The 16,572-nt window shown below is 66.3% G+C and carries 18 protein-coding genes and 1 pseudogene; 15 read left to right on the forward strand and 4 right to left on the reverse strand.

What is annotated here, in order from left to right; genetic code table 11:
• Both V9L21_RS11345 and xseA read right to left on the reverse strand, forming a co-directional pair.
• Positions 1–146 (reverse strand): annotated as a pseudogene (locus V9L21_RS11345) (superoxide dismutase [Fe]); the annotation flags it as partial.
• A 50-nt stretch (positions 147–196) separates the two neighbouring features.
• Positions 197–1,507: an exodeoxyribonuclease VII large subunit gene (gene xseA / locus V9L21_RS11350; RefSeq protein ID WP_337311897.1), complete on the reverse strand. Its 1,311-nt coding sequence runs from the start codon at positions 1,505–1,507 to the stop codon at positions 197–199.
• 313 nt (positions 1,508–1,820) lie between these two features.
• Between xseA and V9L21_RS11355 the strand changes: the two genes are divergently transcribed.
• The 6 genes from V9L21_RS11355 to adk all read left to right on the forward strand — a co-directional run bounded on the left by V9L21_RS11355 (position 1,821) and on the right by adk (position 5,691).
• On the forward strand, positions 1,821–2,453 hold the full coding sequence (locus tag V9L21_RS11355; protein WP_126749848.1) for a MotA/TolQ/ExbB proton channel family protein: 633 nt from the start codon (positions 1,821–1,823) through the stop codon (positions 2,451–2,453).
• A 64-nt stretch (positions 2,454–2,517) separates the two neighbouring features.
• Entirely contained in the window at positions 2,518–2,943 is a 426-nt protein-coding gene (locus tag V9L21_RS11360; protein WP_126749852.1) for an ExbD/TolR family protein, read from the forward strand.
• A complete protein-coding gene (gene lpxK / locus V9L21_RS11365; protein WP_337311899.1) occupies positions 2,944–3,969 on the forward strand; it encodes a tetraacyldisaccharide 4'-kinase in 1,026 nt (341 codons plus the stop codon).
• On the forward strand, positions 3,950–4,132 hold the full coding sequence (locus V9L21_RS11370) for a Trm112 family protein (protein WP_013541700.1): 183 nt from the start codon (positions 3,950–3,952) through the stop codon (positions 4,130–4,132). The genes lpxK and V9L21_RS11370 overlap by 20 nt, the downstream gene beginning before the upstream one ends.
• Positions 4,129–4,899, forward strand: coding sequence for a 3-deoxy-manno-octulosonate cytidylyltransferase (gene kdsB, locus V9L21_RS11375; protein ID WP_337311901.1), 771 nt, complete (start codon positions 4,129–4,131; stop codon positions 4,897–4,899). Before V9L21_RS11370 ends, kdsB begins: the two co-directional genes overlap by 4 nt.
• Positions 4,900–5,034: 135 nt before the next feature.
• Complete coding sequence (gene adk / locus V9L21_RS11380) at positions 5,035–5,691, forward strand: adenylate kinase (RefSeq protein WP_126749844.1); 657 nt, start codon at positions 5,035–5,037, stop codon at positions 5,689–5,691.
• A gap of 64 nt (positions 5,692–5,755) precedes the next feature.
• On the opposite strand, the gene V9L21_RS11385 is transcribed toward adk, so the two are convergent.
• Entirely contained in the window at positions 5,756–6,745 is a 990-nt protein-coding gene (locus V9L21_RS11385; protein ID WP_337311904.1) for an asparaginase, read from the reverse strand.
• 73 nt (positions 6,746–6,818) lie between these two features.
• Here V9L21_RS11385 and lexA point away from each other — a divergent pair, with 73 nt between their 5' ends.
• From lexA to V9L21_RS11430, 9 genes are all read left to right on the forward strand, one after another.
• Positions 6,819–7,502 carry a transcriptional repressor LexA gene (lexA, locus tag V9L21_RS11390; RefSeq protein ID WP_126749842.1) on the forward strand — a complete coding sequence of 228 codons (684 nt, stop codon included), beginning with the start codon at positions 6,819–6,821 and terminating at the stop codon, positions 7,500–7,502.
• A gap of 138 nt (positions 7,503–7,640) precedes the next feature.
• Positions 7,641–8,015, forward strand: a complete 375-nt coding sequence (locus tag V9L21_RS11395; protein ID WP_337311907.1) for a hypothetical protein — start codon at positions 7,641–7,643, stop codon at positions 8,013–8,015.
• 92 nt (positions 8,016–8,107) lie between these two features.
• Positions 8,108–9,115, forward strand: coding sequence for a D-2-hydroxyacid dehydrogenase family protein (locus V9L21_RS11400; RefSeq protein WP_126749840.1), 1,008 nt, complete (start codon positions 8,108–8,110; stop codon positions 9,113–9,115).
• Positions 9,116–9,175: 60 nt separating this feature from the next.
• A complete protein-coding gene (locus V9L21_RS11405) occupies positions 9,176–10,333 on the forward strand; it encodes an MFS transporter (RefSeq protein ID WP_337311910.1) in 1,158 nt (385 codons plus the stop codon).
• 130 nt (positions 10,334–10,463) lie between these two features.
• A complete protein-coding gene (locus V9L21_RS11410) occupies positions 10,464–11,984 on the forward strand; it encodes a 3-hydroxyacyl-CoA dehydrogenase (RefSeq protein WP_337311912.1) in 1,521 nt (506 codons plus the stop codon).
• Between the two features lie 31 nt (positions 11,985–12,015).
• Positions 12,016–12,795: an oxepin-CoA hydrolase, alternative type gene (locus tag V9L21_RS11415; RefSeq protein WP_337311914.1), complete on the forward strand. Its 780-nt coding sequence runs from the start codon at positions 12,016–12,018 to the stop codon at positions 12,793–12,795.
• A gap of 59 nt (positions 12,796–12,854) precedes the next feature.
• Entirely contained in the window at positions 12,855–13,574 is a 720-nt protein-coding gene (locus V9L21_RS11420) for a Crp/Fnr family transcriptional regulator (protein ID WP_157614137.1), read from the forward strand.
• 24 nt (positions 13,575–13,598) lie between these two features.
• Positions 13,599–14,705: a phosphotransferase gene (locus V9L21_RS11425; RefSeq protein WP_337311917.1), complete on the forward strand. Its 1,107-nt coding sequence runs from the start codon at positions 13,599–13,601 to the stop codon at positions 14,703–14,705.
• 30 nt (positions 14,706–14,735) lie between these two features.
• Entirely contained in the window at positions 14,736–16,007 is a 1,272-nt protein-coding gene (locus V9L21_RS11430; RefSeq protein WP_337311919.1) for an acyl-CoA dehydrogenase family protein, read from the forward strand.
• 82 nt (positions 16,008–16,089) lie between these two features.
• Here V9L21_RS11430 and V9L21_RS11435 read toward each other — a convergent pair whose 3' ends face one another.
• On the reverse strand, positions 16,090–16,569 hold the full coding sequence (locus tag V9L21_RS11435) for a GNAT family N-acetyltransferase (protein WP_337311921.1): 480 nt from the start codon (positions 16,567–16,569) through the stop codon (positions 16,090–16,092).
• Positions 16,570–16,572 lie beyond the last annotated feature (3 nt).

Below are 16,572 nucleotides of genomic sequence, written 5' to 3' on the forward strand. Positions count from 1 at the left end.
TCGAACTCGGTGCCCTTTTGCAGGTTGTTCAGGTTCACCACGTAGGCGTTGTGGTGCTTGCCGTAGTGGTACTCGAGAGTTTCCTTCGAGTACTCGGGTGCCAGTGCGTCGAGCGCATATGGCAGGGGTGGGAGCACATGTTCCATGGTTTTTTCTCGTGGGTTGGTTGCGGGGAATAAAGGATTCTAGAAAGGAATTACGCACCCGGCGTCGGACGTGGTCCCGTCTCGCCGGGCCTGACGGTCAGGTCGACCGAACCATCGGCGAGCCGCGCAACCACGGCGTCGCCCGCGTTCAGTTTCTTCGCGCTGACGATCGCGCGCCCGTCGGGGCCAGTGAGCCAGGCGTAGCCGCGCTGCAGCACCAGGGCCGGGTCGAGCAACCGAAGGCGCGAGGCCACGCGCTCGAGGCGCTCGCGCCGCTGTGCCAGCGCGCGCTCGAGCTTCAACGGGAAATCGGCCGAAATGGAGCGCGGCACATGGGCAAGACGCTCGGCTCTCGATCGCAATGCGTAGTGCAGCCGCTGGGAATGGTGCGCCAACCGAAGCTGCTGACGCGCCACGAGCGCCGAGGGACGGCCGAGTCGCGCCGCCGCCTGGTCGAGCCGCTGGCCCAGCACGTCGAGGCGCGCACCCACCGCATCGCCGAGGCGCTCGTCCAGAAGGTCGAGCGCACCGAGCCACATCGCCTGCGGAGCACTGACGAGTTCCGCCGCCGCCGTGGGTGTGGGCGCGCGCAGATCGGCGCAAAAGTCGGCGATGGTGAAGTCGGTTTCGTGCCCCACGCCGCAGACCAACGGCACCGGGCTCTGGACGATGGTGCGGGCCAGGGTTTCGTCGTTGAAGGCCCAAAGGTCTTCGATGGAGCCGCCGCCCCGCACCAGCAGGATCACGTCGACCGGCGGCTGCAATGCATACAGTGATTGCAGCGCACGAACGAGTTCAGCCGGCGCACCTGCGCCCTGGACCGCTGCAGGCGCCAGAACCACCGGAATGTGCGGTACGCGGCGCCGCAGCGCCGTGACAACGTCGTGCAAGGCCGCTGCGCCGAGCGAGGTGACCAGGCCCACCGAGCGCGGCATGGTGGGCAGGGCCCGCTTGCGCGCGGCATCGAAAAGCCCTTCGGCTTCGAGCCGCGCCTTTCGCTGCAGGAACTGCTCGAACAATGCCCCTTGCCCCGCGCGCTGCAGGCTTTCGACCACCAGTTGCAGATCGCCGCGCGGCTCGTAGACCGCCAGGCGCCCACGCACCTCGACCTGGTCACCGTCCCGCGGCGAAAAATCGAGCAGGCCGGCCGCGCGCCGGAACATCGCGCAGCGCAGCTGGCCGGACGCGTCCTTGAGCGCGAAGTAACAATGTCCACTTGAGGCGCGCGAAAAACCCGAGATTTCGCCGCGCACCGTGACGGGGTTGAACCGCGCGTCGAGCGCATCGGCAACTGCGCGGCACAACGCGCCGACAGCCCAGATCCGGGGGCCCGGTGTGGCATTCGGTTCACGCAAGTTCACAAATCGCGCAAGTGGCCGGCAGCCACTCTTCCACAGTGAGCGGCCACCCACCGCCGGTGAGCCCCTGATGCGAAACAGGCGCACGGTTTGTCGTGCAAACTGTTGATTTCATTGAAAAAAGTGCTGCTCAAAATTCAATCGATCTAATGGGAGGCCCGTCCCATGCGGGTCCGGAGCTGTTGCGCATCGGGTTAGTCACAAAGTTATCCACAGAATCTGTGCGTCTTTGCTTACATACAAACAAGCCGCGTGGCGATGGTGAGCTCGGTGGATAATCGCCGCGCATTTGCAGTCTACGGGCCGGAGGATTTTCTTGTTTTCCATCATAGTTGCCGCGGGCTGGCCGATTTGGCCATTGCTCGCTTGTTCGGTCATCGCGCTCGCGCTGGTTATAGAACGTTTCACAAGCCTGAAGACCGTGAAGGTCCTTCCGCCAAAACTGCTCGACGAGGCGATGACCGTTTCGCACGGCGCAGTTCCCGGCCCGGACGTGGTGACCAAGCTCGAACGCAATTCGATGCTCGGCCAGGTGCTGGCCGCCGGGCTGCGCGCGCTCAACGCCAACCCGCGCTGCACCGAGGACGACCTGCGCGCAGCCATGGAAGCCTCGGGCCGTACCGTGGCGCACAAGCTGGAGCGCTACCTGCCCGCGCTGGCGACCATCGCGTCGGCGGCACCGCTGCTCGGGCTCCTGGGCACGGTGATCGGCATGATCGAGATTTTCGGCTCGCAGTCGCCCGGAAGCGGTGCGGTGGGTTCCGGCAACCCGGCGCAACTGGCGCACGGTATTTCGATTGCGCTCTACAACACGGCCTTTGGCCTGATCGTGGCCATTCCGACGCTGATCTTCTGGCGCTATTTCCGCAGCCGGGTCGACGAATACCTGTTGAACCTCGAACTGTCGGGCGAGCGCTTTGCGCGCCACCTGAACGCGCTGCGGAAATGATGGTCGCCTTCACGCTCGCCACTGCCGCGCCGTCCGACGGAGACCTGGCATGAGCCGCGGCCGCATGCATTTCCGCCACGGGGCGCGGGACGAGCCCGAGATCAACCTGATCCCGTTCATCGACGTGCTGCTGGTCGTGCTCATCTTTTTGATGCTGTCGACCACCTACAGCAAGTTCACCGAGATGCAGCTGCGCCTGCCGACGGCGGACGTCGATTCGCAGCGCGACTATCCCAAGGAAGTAATCGTGGCGGTGTCCGCCGACGGACGCTACTCGATCAACAAGACGCCCGTGGCCGACCGCAACGTGGCAACCGTGGCTGCTGCGCTCGGGGCGGCAGCCACGGGCGGCAAGGACAGCGTGGTCATCATCAGCGCCGATGCCAGCAGCCCGCACCAGTCCGTGATCACGGTCATGGAAGCGGCGCGCCGCGCGGGCCTGGTGCAGATCACCTTCGCAGCCCAGTCGACGGCGCAAGCAGGACGCTGAGTGCCGCCCTACGGCCGCAGCAGCAGTACCGGCGCACCGGCCTCTCGGCTGCAGCGCGCCTGGCTGCAGCGCGGTGTGCTGGCCTGCCTGCTGTGGCCTCTGTCGCTTCTTTATGCGGCGCTTTTTGCGGTGCGGCGCTGGTTCTACCGGCTCGGCTGGCTGAAGGCCGAGCGCGTACCGGTGCCCGTGATCGTGGTCGGCAACGTCATCGCGGGCGGCGCCGGCAAGACGCCGGTCGTGATGGCCGTGGTTCGGCATCTGCAGGCCCGCGGCCTGCGCGTTGGCGTGATCTCGCGTGGCTACGGCCGCCGGACCAGCGACTGCCGTGAAGTGCTGGACGAAAGCGATCCGCAAGATGTCGGCGACGAGCCGGCGCTGATCCGCCATGCCACCGGTGCGCCCGTTTTCGTGGCGCGGCGCCGCGCCGAAGCCGCTCAAGCCCTGCTGGCACGGCACCCGACAACCCAAGTCATCGTGAGCGACGACGGACTGCAGCACCTGGCGCTTGCGCGCGATATCGAGATTTGCGTGTTCGACGACCGCGGAATCGGCAACGGCTGGCGGCTGCCCGCCGGCCCCTTGCGCGAGGCTTGGCCGCGTCGGTGCGACCTGGTGCTTCACAGCGGCGAGCGGCCGGCATTCGGCGGCGGCTACACCGCCACTCGCGCACTGGCGCACGGCGCCGTGGCGAGCGACGGCAAACGCGTGCCGCTGAGCACCCTCACCGGCAAGGCGGTGATTGCCCTCGCAGCCATTGCACGGCCCGAGGCGTTTTTCGAAATGCTGCGGGCGCGCGGCCTGACGCTGGCCGAGACGATTGCGCTGCCCGACCACTTCGATTTCGATGGCTGGCAAGCCCCTTCCGGCGCCGGACACCTGCTGCTCTGCACTGAAAAAGACGCGGTCAAGCTGTGGCGCAAAGCTCCCGGCGCGCTTGCCGTGCCGCTGCAGTTTGCACCCGCGCCGGAATTCTTCGCCGCGCTCGACGCAAAGCTATCATCGCTCGATGGATACCAAGCTGCTTGAACTGCTCGTCTGCCCCGTCACCAAGGGCCCGCTGACCTGGAACGCCGAAAAGCAGGAGCTCTGCTCGCGCAGCGCCCGCCTCGCCTATCCGGTGCGCGACGGAATTCCGGTGCTGCTCGAGAACGAGGCGCGCACGCTGTCCGACGAAGAGCTGGGGCTGTGAGCTTTACCGTTCTGGTGCCGGCGCGCCTGGCTTCGACCAGGCTACCCAACAAACCGCTGGCGGACATCGCCGGCTTGCCCATGGTGGTGCGCGTGGCGCAGCGGGCGGGCCGATCGACCGCGCTGCGGGTGGTGGTTGCCGCGGACGACCTGTCCATCGTCGCGGCCTGCAAGCAGCACGGCGTGGAGGCCATCCTCACGCGCCAGGACCATCCGAGCGGCACCGATCGCCTTGCCGAGGCCTGCGAACAACTCGCGCTCGATGGCGACGACATCGTCGTCAATGTGCAAGGCGACGAACCGTTGATCGATCCCGCGCTGATCGACGCTGTTGCGTCCGCGCTCGCTCTTCGCCCAGGAGCGGCGATGAGTACCGCGGCCCATGAGATCGATTCGCTCGACGACTTCCTGAACCCGAACGTGGTGAAGGCGGTGCTCGACGTACAAGGCAACGCGCTGTACTTCAGCCGCGCACCCGTTCCTTGGTGGCGCGACGGCTCGGTCAACCGCGTGCCGACTGCGCTGCCCAGTCCGGCTCCGCTGCGCCACATCGGCATCTACGGGTACCGCGCGGGCTTCGTGCGCAAATTCCCGTTGTTGCCACCGGCTCCGGTCGAGGCGACCGAAGCGCTGGAGCAACTGCGTGCGCTCTGGCACGGGCATCGCATCGCGGTGCATGTCACCCATGCGGCTCCCGGGCCGGGCATCGACACCCCTGAAGACCTGGCCCGCGTGCGCGCACTGTTCGCGGCCAGCCCCGCCCCCTGAAGCGGGCGCCGCACGAGCGGCTGTAACGGAAATTCTTCACGCTCACGCATGCTATCCTCGACGCAATTCCGCCTTGCACGGCTCCCGGGCCGGCGCTTGGCGCGACACAAGATCTAAGAACCGTCCGAGGACACCATGAGACTAATTTTGCTGGGCGCGCCCGGGGCGGGCAAAGGCACGCAAGCGGCCTTCATCTGCCAGAAGTACGGCATTCCTCAAATTTCGACCGGCGACATGCTGCGCGCAGCCGTCAAGGCCGGCACACCGCTCGGCCAACAAGCCAAGGCGGTCATGGAATCGGGTGGCCTGGTGAGCGACGACCTCATCATCAACCTCGTGAAAGAACGCATCGCGCAACCCGATTGCGCCGACGGCTTCCTGTTCGACGGTTTCCCGCGCACCATTCCGCAGGCGGACGCCATGAAGGCAGCGGGCGTCAAGCTCGACTACGTGCTCGAAATTGACGTGCCCTTCAGCGACATCATCGAACGCATGAGCGGCCGCCGCTCGCACCCCGCATCGGGCCGCATCTATCACGTGAAGTTCAATCCGCCGAAGGTCGAGGGCAAGGACGACATCACCGGCGAAGAACTGATCCAGCGCAAGGACGACGAGGAGGAAACCGTGCGCAAGCGGCTCGAGGTGTACAGCCAGCAGACGCGTCCGCTGGTCGACTACTACTCGGCCTGGGCCAAGGCCGATCCGGCCTCGGCGCCTAAATACCGCGCCATCAAGGGCGTCGGCACGGTCGAAGAGATCACCCAGCGCGCACTGGCCGCACTGAGCAACTGAAGTTCAGCAGGCCGGCGGGCTGCCTTGGCAGCTTGCGCGCCTGCCCGCTTGTGCCCGCGGCCCCTCAGGCGGTTGTTCCGATCAGTTCCAGCATCAACGCGATCCGCGCCTTGACCGGCGTCAGGGCACCGGCATCGCGCAGCTTGTCATCGGGCCTCGGAAGAATGCGCCCGCTCGCGCAACGCGTGGCGCGCAGCACGGCAATCCCCGCGTCCTGCGCACGAAGCGCGGCAGCTTCCAACGCATGGTGCACCGTGCCGTTGCCTGTCGCGGCCAGAACCAGGCCGCGCACCGGCTCGGCGATGCCCGCCGCGCGCTCCTGAAGCAGCAAGTCGACGATAGTGCCGGTCGCACCGGCGTGGCTGGTGAGAATTTCGACCCTCGGCCATTGCATCGGCGCGCCCTCGCCTGTTTCGAGAATTTTTGAACTCCTGCCTGTCGGTGATTCAGGCCAGTCCCGCAAACGCCGAACCGCCCCCTCTTCCACATAGCCGACCGGACCGGCATCGCCCGAAGCAAACGCATCCTGCCGGTAGGTGTGCACCTTCTGGACATCGAAGGCGCTGTGGATCGCGCCTGCGCAGACCACCGTCACGCCCCGCGACGCCGGCGTGGCCGCGACCGCGATGGCGTCGCGCACGTTCTGCGGGCCGTCGGGCGAGAGCGAGCTGGCCGGACGCATGGCGCAGGTCAGCACCACGGGCTTGCCGGGCGCAAGCACGGCCTGAAGAAAGAAGGCGGTTTCCTCGAGGGTGTCGGTGCCGTGCGTGATCACCACGCCGGCCACATCAGCCTCTGCCAGCCAGAAAGCGCAACGTCGGGCGAGCTGCAGCCAGACACCGGGCTCCATGTCCTTGCTGTCGAGCTGCGCCACCTGCTCGGCCGCAAGCGCCAGGCCTTCGGGTGCTTCGATGCCGCCGAGCAGGTCTGCCACACCCACCTGGCCGGCCGTGTAGCCGATGTTGTCGCCGCCGCTGGCGGCACGGCCGGCAATGGTGCCGCCGGTTCCCAGAACCACAATGCGCCGCAGGCTCGGCGAGAGCGAATTAACCATGGCTTGCCAACTTTTAAAAACTGGTTAAAAATACAGGTACTGGATATCTAGCCAGTGCCGCAAGGAACAACATATGCAGTTCGCCGTGAAGCTTACCGCCCGCCAGCAGCAAATCCTGGACTTGATCCAGAGCGCCATCGCACGCACCGGCGCTCCGCCCACGCGGGCAGAAATCGCCAATGAGCTGGGCTTCAAGTCGGCCAACGCCGCTGAAGAGCACCTGCAGGCGCTGGCCCGCAAGGGTGTGATCGAACTCGTCAGCGGCACCTCGCGCGGCATCCGGCTCAAGGGCGACGCGCTGCGGTCGCTCAACGAGTCGCGCCATCGCGAAGGCAACCAGTTCTCTCTCTCGCTGCCCGGCATGGCGCAGCTGGCACTGCCTCTCATCGGCCGTGTTGCGGCGGGGTCGCCCATCCTCGCGCAAGAACACGTCGACCAGACCTACTACGTCGAGAACACGTTGTTCCAGCGCCAGCCCGACTACCTGCTGAAGGTGCGCGGCATGTCCATGCGCGACGCCGGCATCATGGACGGCGACCTGCTGGCGGTGCAAGCCACCAAGGAAGCCCGCAACGGCCAGATCGTGGTGGCCCGCCTCGGCGACGAAGTCACGGTCAAGCGCCTGAAGCGCAACAAGCAGGTCATCGAGCTGCACGCCGAAAACCCCGACTACCCGACCATCGTGGTCCAGCCGGGCGAGCCGTTCGAAATCGAAGGCCTGGCGGTCGGTCTCATTCGCAACACCATGCTGATGTAGGCCCCGCGCCCTGCCTAGAGCAGCACCCCATCCGGTCGCAACAGGTGGCGGGCGTATGGCGCTAAGTCGCCATCACCCTGTTGCGCCCGATCAAAGAAATCCTGCCTGTGTTCAACCTCAGACTTTTTTGGAGTTCACATGGGAATCGCCCTCCTCGCCATCGTTGATTTGTGGATGCCGCTGCAATCGCTCGCAAGCCGGCTGCTGCCGGCGCGCCGCCCGCACCGTCGCGACAGCGGCAGTGCTTCCGCAGGCTTGCGCTACGTCGCAGTCCGGCCGTCGTGCACGGCCCGGGCTCATGGTCCGGCCGCCTCTGATGCGGCAGCACCCGCACCTGTACGGCCCCTGCGCGTTATTCGCGTGGTGGACGGCCTGCAAGGCGAAAAGCGCAGCACCAACCGCATGGTGATTTCCGGCCGCATGGCCGACGTTTGCGCCGAACTCGACCGCCTGGCGGCACTGGAGGCCATGGAAACCGTGAACACCGCGCCAGCCTCCACACGCCTGCATTGAGGCCATGCAACCCCCGGTGACCATTGCCCGGGGCGGGTATCCAAACGTTCACACGCGCGTCATGCCAATGCTGCGAGGCACAATGGCACGCCATGAACATTGTGATCCTCGACGATTACCAGGACGCCGTGCGCAAGCTGCGCTGCGCCACCAAGCTGGACGCGTACGCGGCCAAGGTCTACACCAACACGGTCAAGGGCATTGGTCAACTGTCAATCCGCCTGAAAGACGCCGACGTGATCGTGCTGATCCGCGAGCGCACCCATATCTCGCGCCAGCTGATCGAAAAGCTGCCCAAGCTCAAGCTCATTTCGCAGACAGGGCGGGTGGGCAACCATATCGACGTCACAGCGTGTACCGAACGGGGTGTGGCCGTGGCCGAGGGCACCGGCTCCCCCCAGGCGCCCGCCGAACTCACCTGGGCGCTGATCATGGCGGCCATGCGGCGCTTGCCGCAGTACATCAGCAACCTCAAGCACGGCGCGTGGCAGCAATCGGGGCTCAAATCGGCTTCGATGCCGCCCAACTTCGGGTTGGGCTCGGTGCTCAAGGGCAAGACGCTCTGCATCTGGGGCTACGGCCGCATCGGCCAGTTGGTTGCGCGCTACGGCCAAGCCTTCGGCATGCAAGTCGTCATCTGGGGCCGCGAGGCAAGCTGCGCCAAGGCCCGGTCCGACGGCTTCCAGGTGGCGCAGAACCGTCACGAGTTCTTTGCCGCCGCCGATGTGCTGTCGGTGCACCTGCGGCTCAACGAAGAAACCATGGGCTTGGTCACGCTCGAAGACCTTTCGCGCATGAAGCCGACAGCGCTTTTCGTCAACACCTCGCGCGCGGAGCTGGTCGAGCCCGACGCCCTGCTGGCGGCGCTCAACCGCGGCCGGCCGGGGCTGGCGGCGGTCGACGTGTTCGAGAGCGAGCCGCCGCTGCAGGGGCACGCGCTCCTGCGCCTCGAAAACTGCATCTGCACGCCGCATATCGGCTACGTGGAGCAAGACAGCTACGAGAGCTATTTCGGGCAGGCCTTCGACAACGTGGTGAGCTTCATCAAGGGCAACCCCACCAACATCGTGAATCCCGGCGCGCTGCAGGTTCGCCGGTGATTTCATGAGCCGCCGGGCCGCCCCAAGGCGAATACCGCAGCCGAAGGCGAAGGTCCTTCAGTGAGCCGGCCTGCGCCCCGGGGCGCGCTCTGGGCGCTGCTGGCCGGCAATTTCGTGATCGGCACGGGCGTGATGGTGGTGCCCGGCACGCTCAATGAAATCAGCACGTCGCTGGCGGTTACCGTTGCTACCGCGGGCCAGCTGATCACGGTTGCCGCAGTGGTGATGTGTCTTGGCGCACCGTTGCTGGCGGCGGTGGTCGCGGGCTGGGACAGACGCCAGCTGCTCGCCCTCACCCTCGTCTGGTATGCCGCCGGGCACGTCGTTGCGGCTTTGATGCCGAGTTTCGGCGCCCTGCTGCCGGTGCGCATGCTAACGGTGGTAGCGCCTGCCATCTTCACGCCGCAGGCCGCGGCCTGCGCGGGCATGCTGGTGCCGCCGGAGCAGCGCGGGCGCGCCGTGACGTTCGTCTTTCTCGGCTGGTCGATGGCCTCGGTGCTGGGCCTGCCGCTCGGCGCGCTGATTGGCGGCCACCTGGGCTGGCGCATGGCTTTCACGGCGGTCGCAGTGCTCAGCATCGTGAGCGCGGTGTCGATCTGGCTGACGCTTCCGCGCGGCATCCGCCCCGCGGCGCTCACAGCGGCTGCATGGTCACGCGTGCTCCGCAGCCCGGTGCTGATGGGCATTGTCTCGGTCACGGCGTTGCAGGGTGCCGGGCAGTTCGTCCTGTTCAGCTACTTCGGCCCCATCCTCAAGCAGAACTTCGGCGCCGACCCCACCACGCTGAGCCTGATGTGGGCCCTGTTCGGCGTTTTCGGGCTGCTGGGCAACATGCTGGTGAGCCGCTTCATCGACCGGGTGGGTGCGGGCCGCATGGTGCTGCTGACAAGTTCGCTGATCGCGCTCAGTCTCTTTCTCTGGCCGTGGGCCGGCACGCTCCCCTGGCTGGCGGCCGTTCTCGTGCCGTGGGGCCTGGGGTGCTTTGCGACCAACTCGGCGCAGCAGGCGCGGCTGGTAGGTTTGGCGCCTGCTCTTGCGCCGGGCTCCGTGGCGCTCAACAGCTCCGGCATCTACATCGGCCAGGCGATGGGCGCCGGGCTGGGCGGATGGCTGCTCGCCAATGATGCGGTGGCATGGATGAACTGGGTCGGCCTCGCCCTGCTGCTGCTGGCCATCGGCTCGAGTGTGGCCATCGATCGCAGCCGCCGCGCGGCCTGAAGGCCGGGCCTCGCGTAAAACCCGGGAAGCCGCTGCGCCCGGTGGCTGCAAAATCGAAGGCTGTGCACGCTCCGCGCCCTCGCCTGCCCTCAGGCCCGGATACACCTCAACCAGCGAAAATCTTCTTCCAATGACAGTGAACTACACCCGGATCGGCGTCGTCGGCGCCGGCGCCATGGGCCGAGGCATCGCCCAGATTGCAGCGCAAGCGGGCAGCGAAGTGCTGCTGCTCGACAGTTTTGAAGGTGCCGCGGAACGCGGGCGTGAAGCCCTCGCGGCCCAATGGAACAAGCTGCACGAGAAAGGCAAGATCGACGCCGCGGCGCGCGATGCGCAAATCGCCCGCGTCAAAGCGGTCGATTCGGTGGCAGCCCTGGCCGCCTGCGACCTCGTGATCGAAGCGGTGGTCGAAGACATCGAGGTCAAGCGATCCCTGTTCCGTGAGCTCGAATCGGTTGTTGCACCCACGGCCACGCTCGCCACCAACACCTCGTCGCTTTCAGTCACGGCCATCGCGGCCGGGCTCAAGCACCCGGAGCGCGTGGCGGGCTTTCACTTCTTCAACCCGGTGCCGTTAATGAAGGTGGTCGAGGTGGTGGCGGGCTTCAAGACTTCCGCCGAGGTCTGCAAGCAGTTGGCCGGCTATGCAGTGCAAATGGGCCACAGCGCCGTACAGGCGCAAGACACCCCCGGTTTCATCGTCAACCATGCCGGCCGCGGCTACGGCACCGAGGCGCTGCGCATCGTGGGCGAAGGCGTGGCCGACTTCGCCACCATCGACCGCATCCTGAAGGACCAGGCCGGTTTTCGCCTTGGCCCGTTCGAGCTGATGGACCTGACGGCGCTCGATGTGTCGCATCCGGTGATGGAATCGATCTATCGCCAGTACTACGAAGAGCCGCGCTTCCGCCCGAGCGTGATCACGGCGCAGCGGCTCGCTGCGGGCGTGCTCGGCCGCAAGACGAACGAAGGCTTCTACAACTACAACGACGGCGTGATGCAGCAGCCCGCCGAAGCCGCGCCGCCGACCGTGGCGGCGCTGCCTTCGGTCTGGGTTTCGCCGCGTGCGGCGCGCCGTGCCGAGCTGCTGCGGCTGGTAAATGCCCTGGGCGCCCAGATCGACAGCGGTGCCACGGCCGCGCCCACTTCGCTCATCCTGGTGGCGCCGCTGGGCTTCGACGTGACCACCGTGGCTGCGGTCGAGCGCCTGGACGCCACGCGCACCATCGGCATCGACATGCTGATCGACGATGCCGCCACCAAGCGCCGCGTGCTCGCCACCAACCCGGCCACGCGGCGCGACATCCGCGATGCGGCGCATGCCCTTTTCGCGCGCGACGGCAAGGCCGTGAGCGTGATCCGCGACAGCGGCGGCTTCGTCACGCAGCGTGTGATCGGCACCATCGTGAACATTGCTTCCGACATGTGCCAGCAGCGCGTGTGCTCGCCGGCCGATCTTGAAACGGCCGTGCAGCTGGGCCTGGGTTACCCGCGTGGCCCGCTGGCCATGGGCAACCTGTACGGCCCGACCAACATGCTCGAGGTGCTGTTCAACCTACAGACCGTCTACGGCGATCCGCGCTATCGCCCGAGCCCGTGGCTGCGCCGCCGCGGTGCGCTCGGCCTGAGCCTGCTGCACGAAGAAGAATAAACAGACGCCAAGTCAAGAAAGCACGACACCGATGACCGCCGAACTCAAGAGCACCAGCGAAGGACGCACCATGGTGCTGACCATCGCCAACCCGACCCAGCGCAACGCGCTGGGCCCCGAGATCTACGCCGCAGGCATCGAGGCGCTCAACGGCGCCGAGAGCAGCGACGAGATCCGCAGCGTCGTCATCGTGGGCGAAGGCGCGTGGTTCTGCGCCGGCGGCTCGCTGCAGCGGCTCTCCGACAACCGCCAGCGCGACCCCTCGGTGCAGGCCGAGAGCATCGAGGGCCTGCACAACTGGATCGACTCCATCCGCACCTTTCCCAAGCCGATCATTGCGGCGGTCGAAGGCGCGGCGGCGGGCGCGGGCTTTTCGCTGGCACTGGCCTGCGACTTCGTGGTGGCTGCACGCGACGCGATTTTTGCGGCTTCGTACAGCAATGTGGCGCTCTCGCCCGATGGCGGCCTGAGCTGGCACCTGGGCCAGGCATTGCCGCGCCAGCTGGCCAGCGAATGGCTGATGGCCGGCGAGCGCATCGGCGCGCCGCGGCTGCATGCGCTCGGGCTGGTCAACGAACTGAGCGAAAACGGCCAGGCGCTCGCAAGTGCGCTGGCGTTTGCGGCCAAGCTCAACGCCCGCGCACCCAACTCGCTGGCCAGCATCAAGGAGCTGCTCAGCGAGGCGCGCGGCGCCACCTTCGCGTCGCAGCTCTCGCAGGAGCGCGACCACTTCGTTCGCAACCTTCACCACCCGAATGCCGGGATCGGCATTGCCGCGTTTCTCGAGAAGAAGCCGCCGCAGTACGAATAGCGGCACGACGTCACTCCCGTGACACCCTTCAGCCTTTCAGTCGCCGACAGGACAGACCAATGGACGACCCCATTCTTACCATCGAAGAACGTGAAGCGATCAACAGTGGTCGCTGGTTTTCTTCTCTCTCTCCATCGCTACGGCACGACATTCTTCGATGTGCTTTTGTCAAACGCTACAAGGACGGCGACCTGATCGCCGCCCGCGGCGATCCGCCCGATCACTGGATTGCCTGTGCCAAGGGCGCGGTGCGCGTGAGCTCGACGGCCGTCTCGGGCAAGCAGGTGACGCTGACCTACGTGGAGCCGGGCATCTGGTTCGGCGACGTGGCAATGTTCGATGGGGACCGGCGCACGCACGACGCCTATGCGCATGGCGACACCACGGTGCTCTGCGTGGCGCGGGCCGATTTCCAGAAGATCCTGGCCACCCACGTGGAGCTGTACGAAGCGCTGATGCGCCTGCAGGCGCGCCGCATCCGCACGCTGTTCGGGCTGGTGGAAGACCTCAACACCCTGCCCTTGCGCGCACGCCTGGCCAAGCAGCTCATTCACCTGGTGCGCAGCTACGGCGTGCCCAACCTGGAAGACGGCAGCCAGACGCGCATCGGCCTGCAACTGGCGCAGGAAGAACTCGCGCAGCTGCTCGGCGCCTCGCGCCAGCGGGTCAACCAGGAGCTCAAGACCATGGAGCGCGAGGGCACCATCCGGATCGAGCCGGGCGGGCTGGTCGTGCTGGACCGCGCAGCCCTGATGCGCGTCTCCGAAGCTGAGAGCTGAGAAAACCAAAAAAGAGACAGAGACATGAGCCAGGACTTCTCGAACTTCATCGGCACCCGCGCCGTTTCGCAGCAGCATGCCTTCGACATCGAAGCGCTTGCGGCCTGGCTCACGAAGAACCTCGATGGCTTCAAGGGCCCTCTCACGGTCGAAATGTTCAAGGGCGGGCAATCGAACCCCACCTACAAGCTGGTGACGCCGACGCAAAGCTACGTGATGCGCGCCAAGCCCGGCCCCGTTGCCAAGCTGCTGCCCTCGGCCCACGCGGTGGAGCGCGAGTTCAAGGTCATGAGCGGTCTTGCCGGTACCGATGTGCCCGTGCCGCGCATGCATTGCCTGTGCGAGGACGAATCGGTCATCGGCCGCGCCTTCTACGTGATGGAGTTCATGCAGGGCCGCGTGCTGTGGGACCAGTCGCTGCCCGGTTTCACCAACACCGAACGCGCGGCCTACTACGACGAGATGAACCGCGTCATTGCGGCGCTGCACACCGTGAAGTTTGCCGAGCGCGGCCTTGCCGACTATGGCAAGCCGGGCAACTACTTCGAGCGCCAGATCGGCCGCTGGAGCAAGCAGTACAAGGCCTCCACCGACGGCGCCGGTGAACTGTCGCAGCCGATCGAGGCCATGGAGCGCCTGATCGACTGGCTACCCGCCCACATGCCGGCCAGCGCACGCGACGAGAGCAAGGTCTCGATCGTGCATGGCGACTACCGCCTCGACAACGTGATGTTCCACGCCACTGAGCCGCGGATCATTGCCGTGCTCGACTGGGAGCTCTCCACGCTGGGCCATCCTTTGGCGGACTTCAGCTACCACTGCATGTCCTGGCACATGCCCCCTACCACCGGCCGCGGCATCGGCGGCGTGGATGTCGCGGCGCTGGGCATCCCCACCGAAAGCGAATACATCCGCCGCTACTGCGAGCGCACGCGCATCAGCACGCCTGAGGCGCTGGCGCCCGACTGGAACTTCTACCAGGCCTACAACCTGTTCCGCATGGCCGCGATCCTGCAAGGCATTGCCAAGCGGGTCGAGGCCGGTACCGCGTCGAGCGAGCAAGCCGTGGCCTCCGCCCGCGGCGCGCGACCGATGGCCGAGATGGCCTGGCAGTTTGCCCAAAAGGCGTAACCAGCCCCCAAAACCCCACCAGGAGACAGCATGGATTTCGAATATTCGGCCAAGACCAAGGAATTGCAGAAACGCGTCACCGCGTTCATGGACGAGCACATTTACCCGGCCGAAGCCGCGTACGCAGCCGAGCTGGCCGCCAACACGGCTGCGGGCAAGCGCTGGACAGCGCTCAAGACCGTCGAGAAGGTGAAAGAGAAGGCCAAGGCCCAGGGGCTGTGGAACCTTTTCCTGCCGGTCGACAGCGCCTCCGCCTCGGGCTATGAAGGCGCAGGCCTCACCAACCAGGAATACGCACCGCTGGCCGAGATCATGGGCCGCGTGCAATGGGCTTCGGAGGCCTTCAACTGCTCGGCGCCCGATACCGGCAACATGGAGACCATTGCCCGCTACGGCTCGGAGGCCATCAAGGCGCGCTGGCTCAAGCCGCTGCTCGAAGGCGAGATCCGCTCGGCCTTCGCCATGACCGAACCCGACGTTGCGTCCAGCGATGCCACCAACATCTCGACCCGCATCGAGCGCCAGGGCGACGAGTACGTGATCAACGGCCACAAGTGGTGGATTTCAGGCGCCGCCGATCCGCGTTGCGCCGTCTTCATCACCATGGGCAAGAGCGACCCCGATGCGCCGCGGCACTCGCAGCAGAGCATGGTGATCGTTCCGGCGGATGCCGAGGGCATTCGCATCGTGCGCCCGCTCAACGTCATGGGCTACGACGACGCGCCGCACGGCCACGTCGAGATGCACTTCGAGAACGTGCGCGTGCCCGTCGACAACATCCTGCTTGGCGAAGGCCGCGGTTTTGAAATTGCCCAAGGTCGCCTTGGCCCCGGACGCATTCACCACTGCATGCGCCTGATCGGCCTGGCCGAGCGTGCGCTCGAACTGATGTGCAAGCGCGCCTCGTCGCGCGTGGCTTTCGGCAAGACGGTCGCATCGCAAACCGTGACGCAAGAGCGCATTGCCGAGGCGCGCTGCAAGATCGACATGGCGCGCCTGCTCACGCTCAAGGCCGCCTGGCTGATGGACGTGGCCGGCAACAAGGTTGCGAAGAACGAAATCGCGATGATCAAGGTGGTGGCCCCGAGCATGGCCTGCCAGGTGATCGACTGGGCCATGCAGGTGCATGGCGGCGGCGGCATGTGCGACGACTTTCCGCTGGCCTACGCCTACGCCGGCGCGCGCACGCTGCGCTTTGCGGACGGCCCGGACGAAGTGCACCGCAATGCGATTGCGAAGTGGGAGCTGGGCAAGTACGCGCCCAGCAAGACCGAAGCTGAAGCGCCCGTCACGCGCTTCTGATTCGTCTTACCCCCTCTCCCCTCGGGGAGAGGGCTGGGGTGAGGGCCGACGGCGCCAAACGCGCTTCGGCCTTTTTTCTTTTTCAGAGCTTCTTCTGCAAGAACACCGCGTGCCCGAATGCCGGATCGAGCTGGTAGCTGGCAAACCCCTCGCGCTCGTAGCTGCGCAGCGCCGGCGCATTGCCCGAGAGCACTTCCAGCGTGAGCTTGCAGGCGCCGCGCGAACGGGCTTCTTGCTCCACCCGTTCAAACATGCGCTGCGCAACTCGCCGGCCGCGATGGCTGGCCAGCACGACCACGTCATGCACATTGACCAGCGGCTTGCAGGCGAAGGTCGAAAAACCTTCGATGCAGTTGATGAGCCCGACGGGCTGCGCACCGTCGTAAGCCAGCACGCTGAAGGCCTGCGGCCGCGCCGCCAGCGCAGCAGGGAGGCCGGCGCGCACCTCGGCTTTGAGCGGCGTGCCGCCGCCGGCAGGGTCTTGCGCATAGCTGTCGAGCAAGTCGACCAGTGCGGCCGAATGCGCGGCATTGCCGTAGTTCGCAAGAACGACTTCGATCATCGC

Source organism: Variovorax sp. CCNWLW235 (assembly GCF_037204085.1).
Taxonomy (GTDB): domain Bacteria; phylum Pseudomonadota; class Gammaproteobacteria; order Burkholderiales; family Burkholderiaceae_C; genus Variovorax.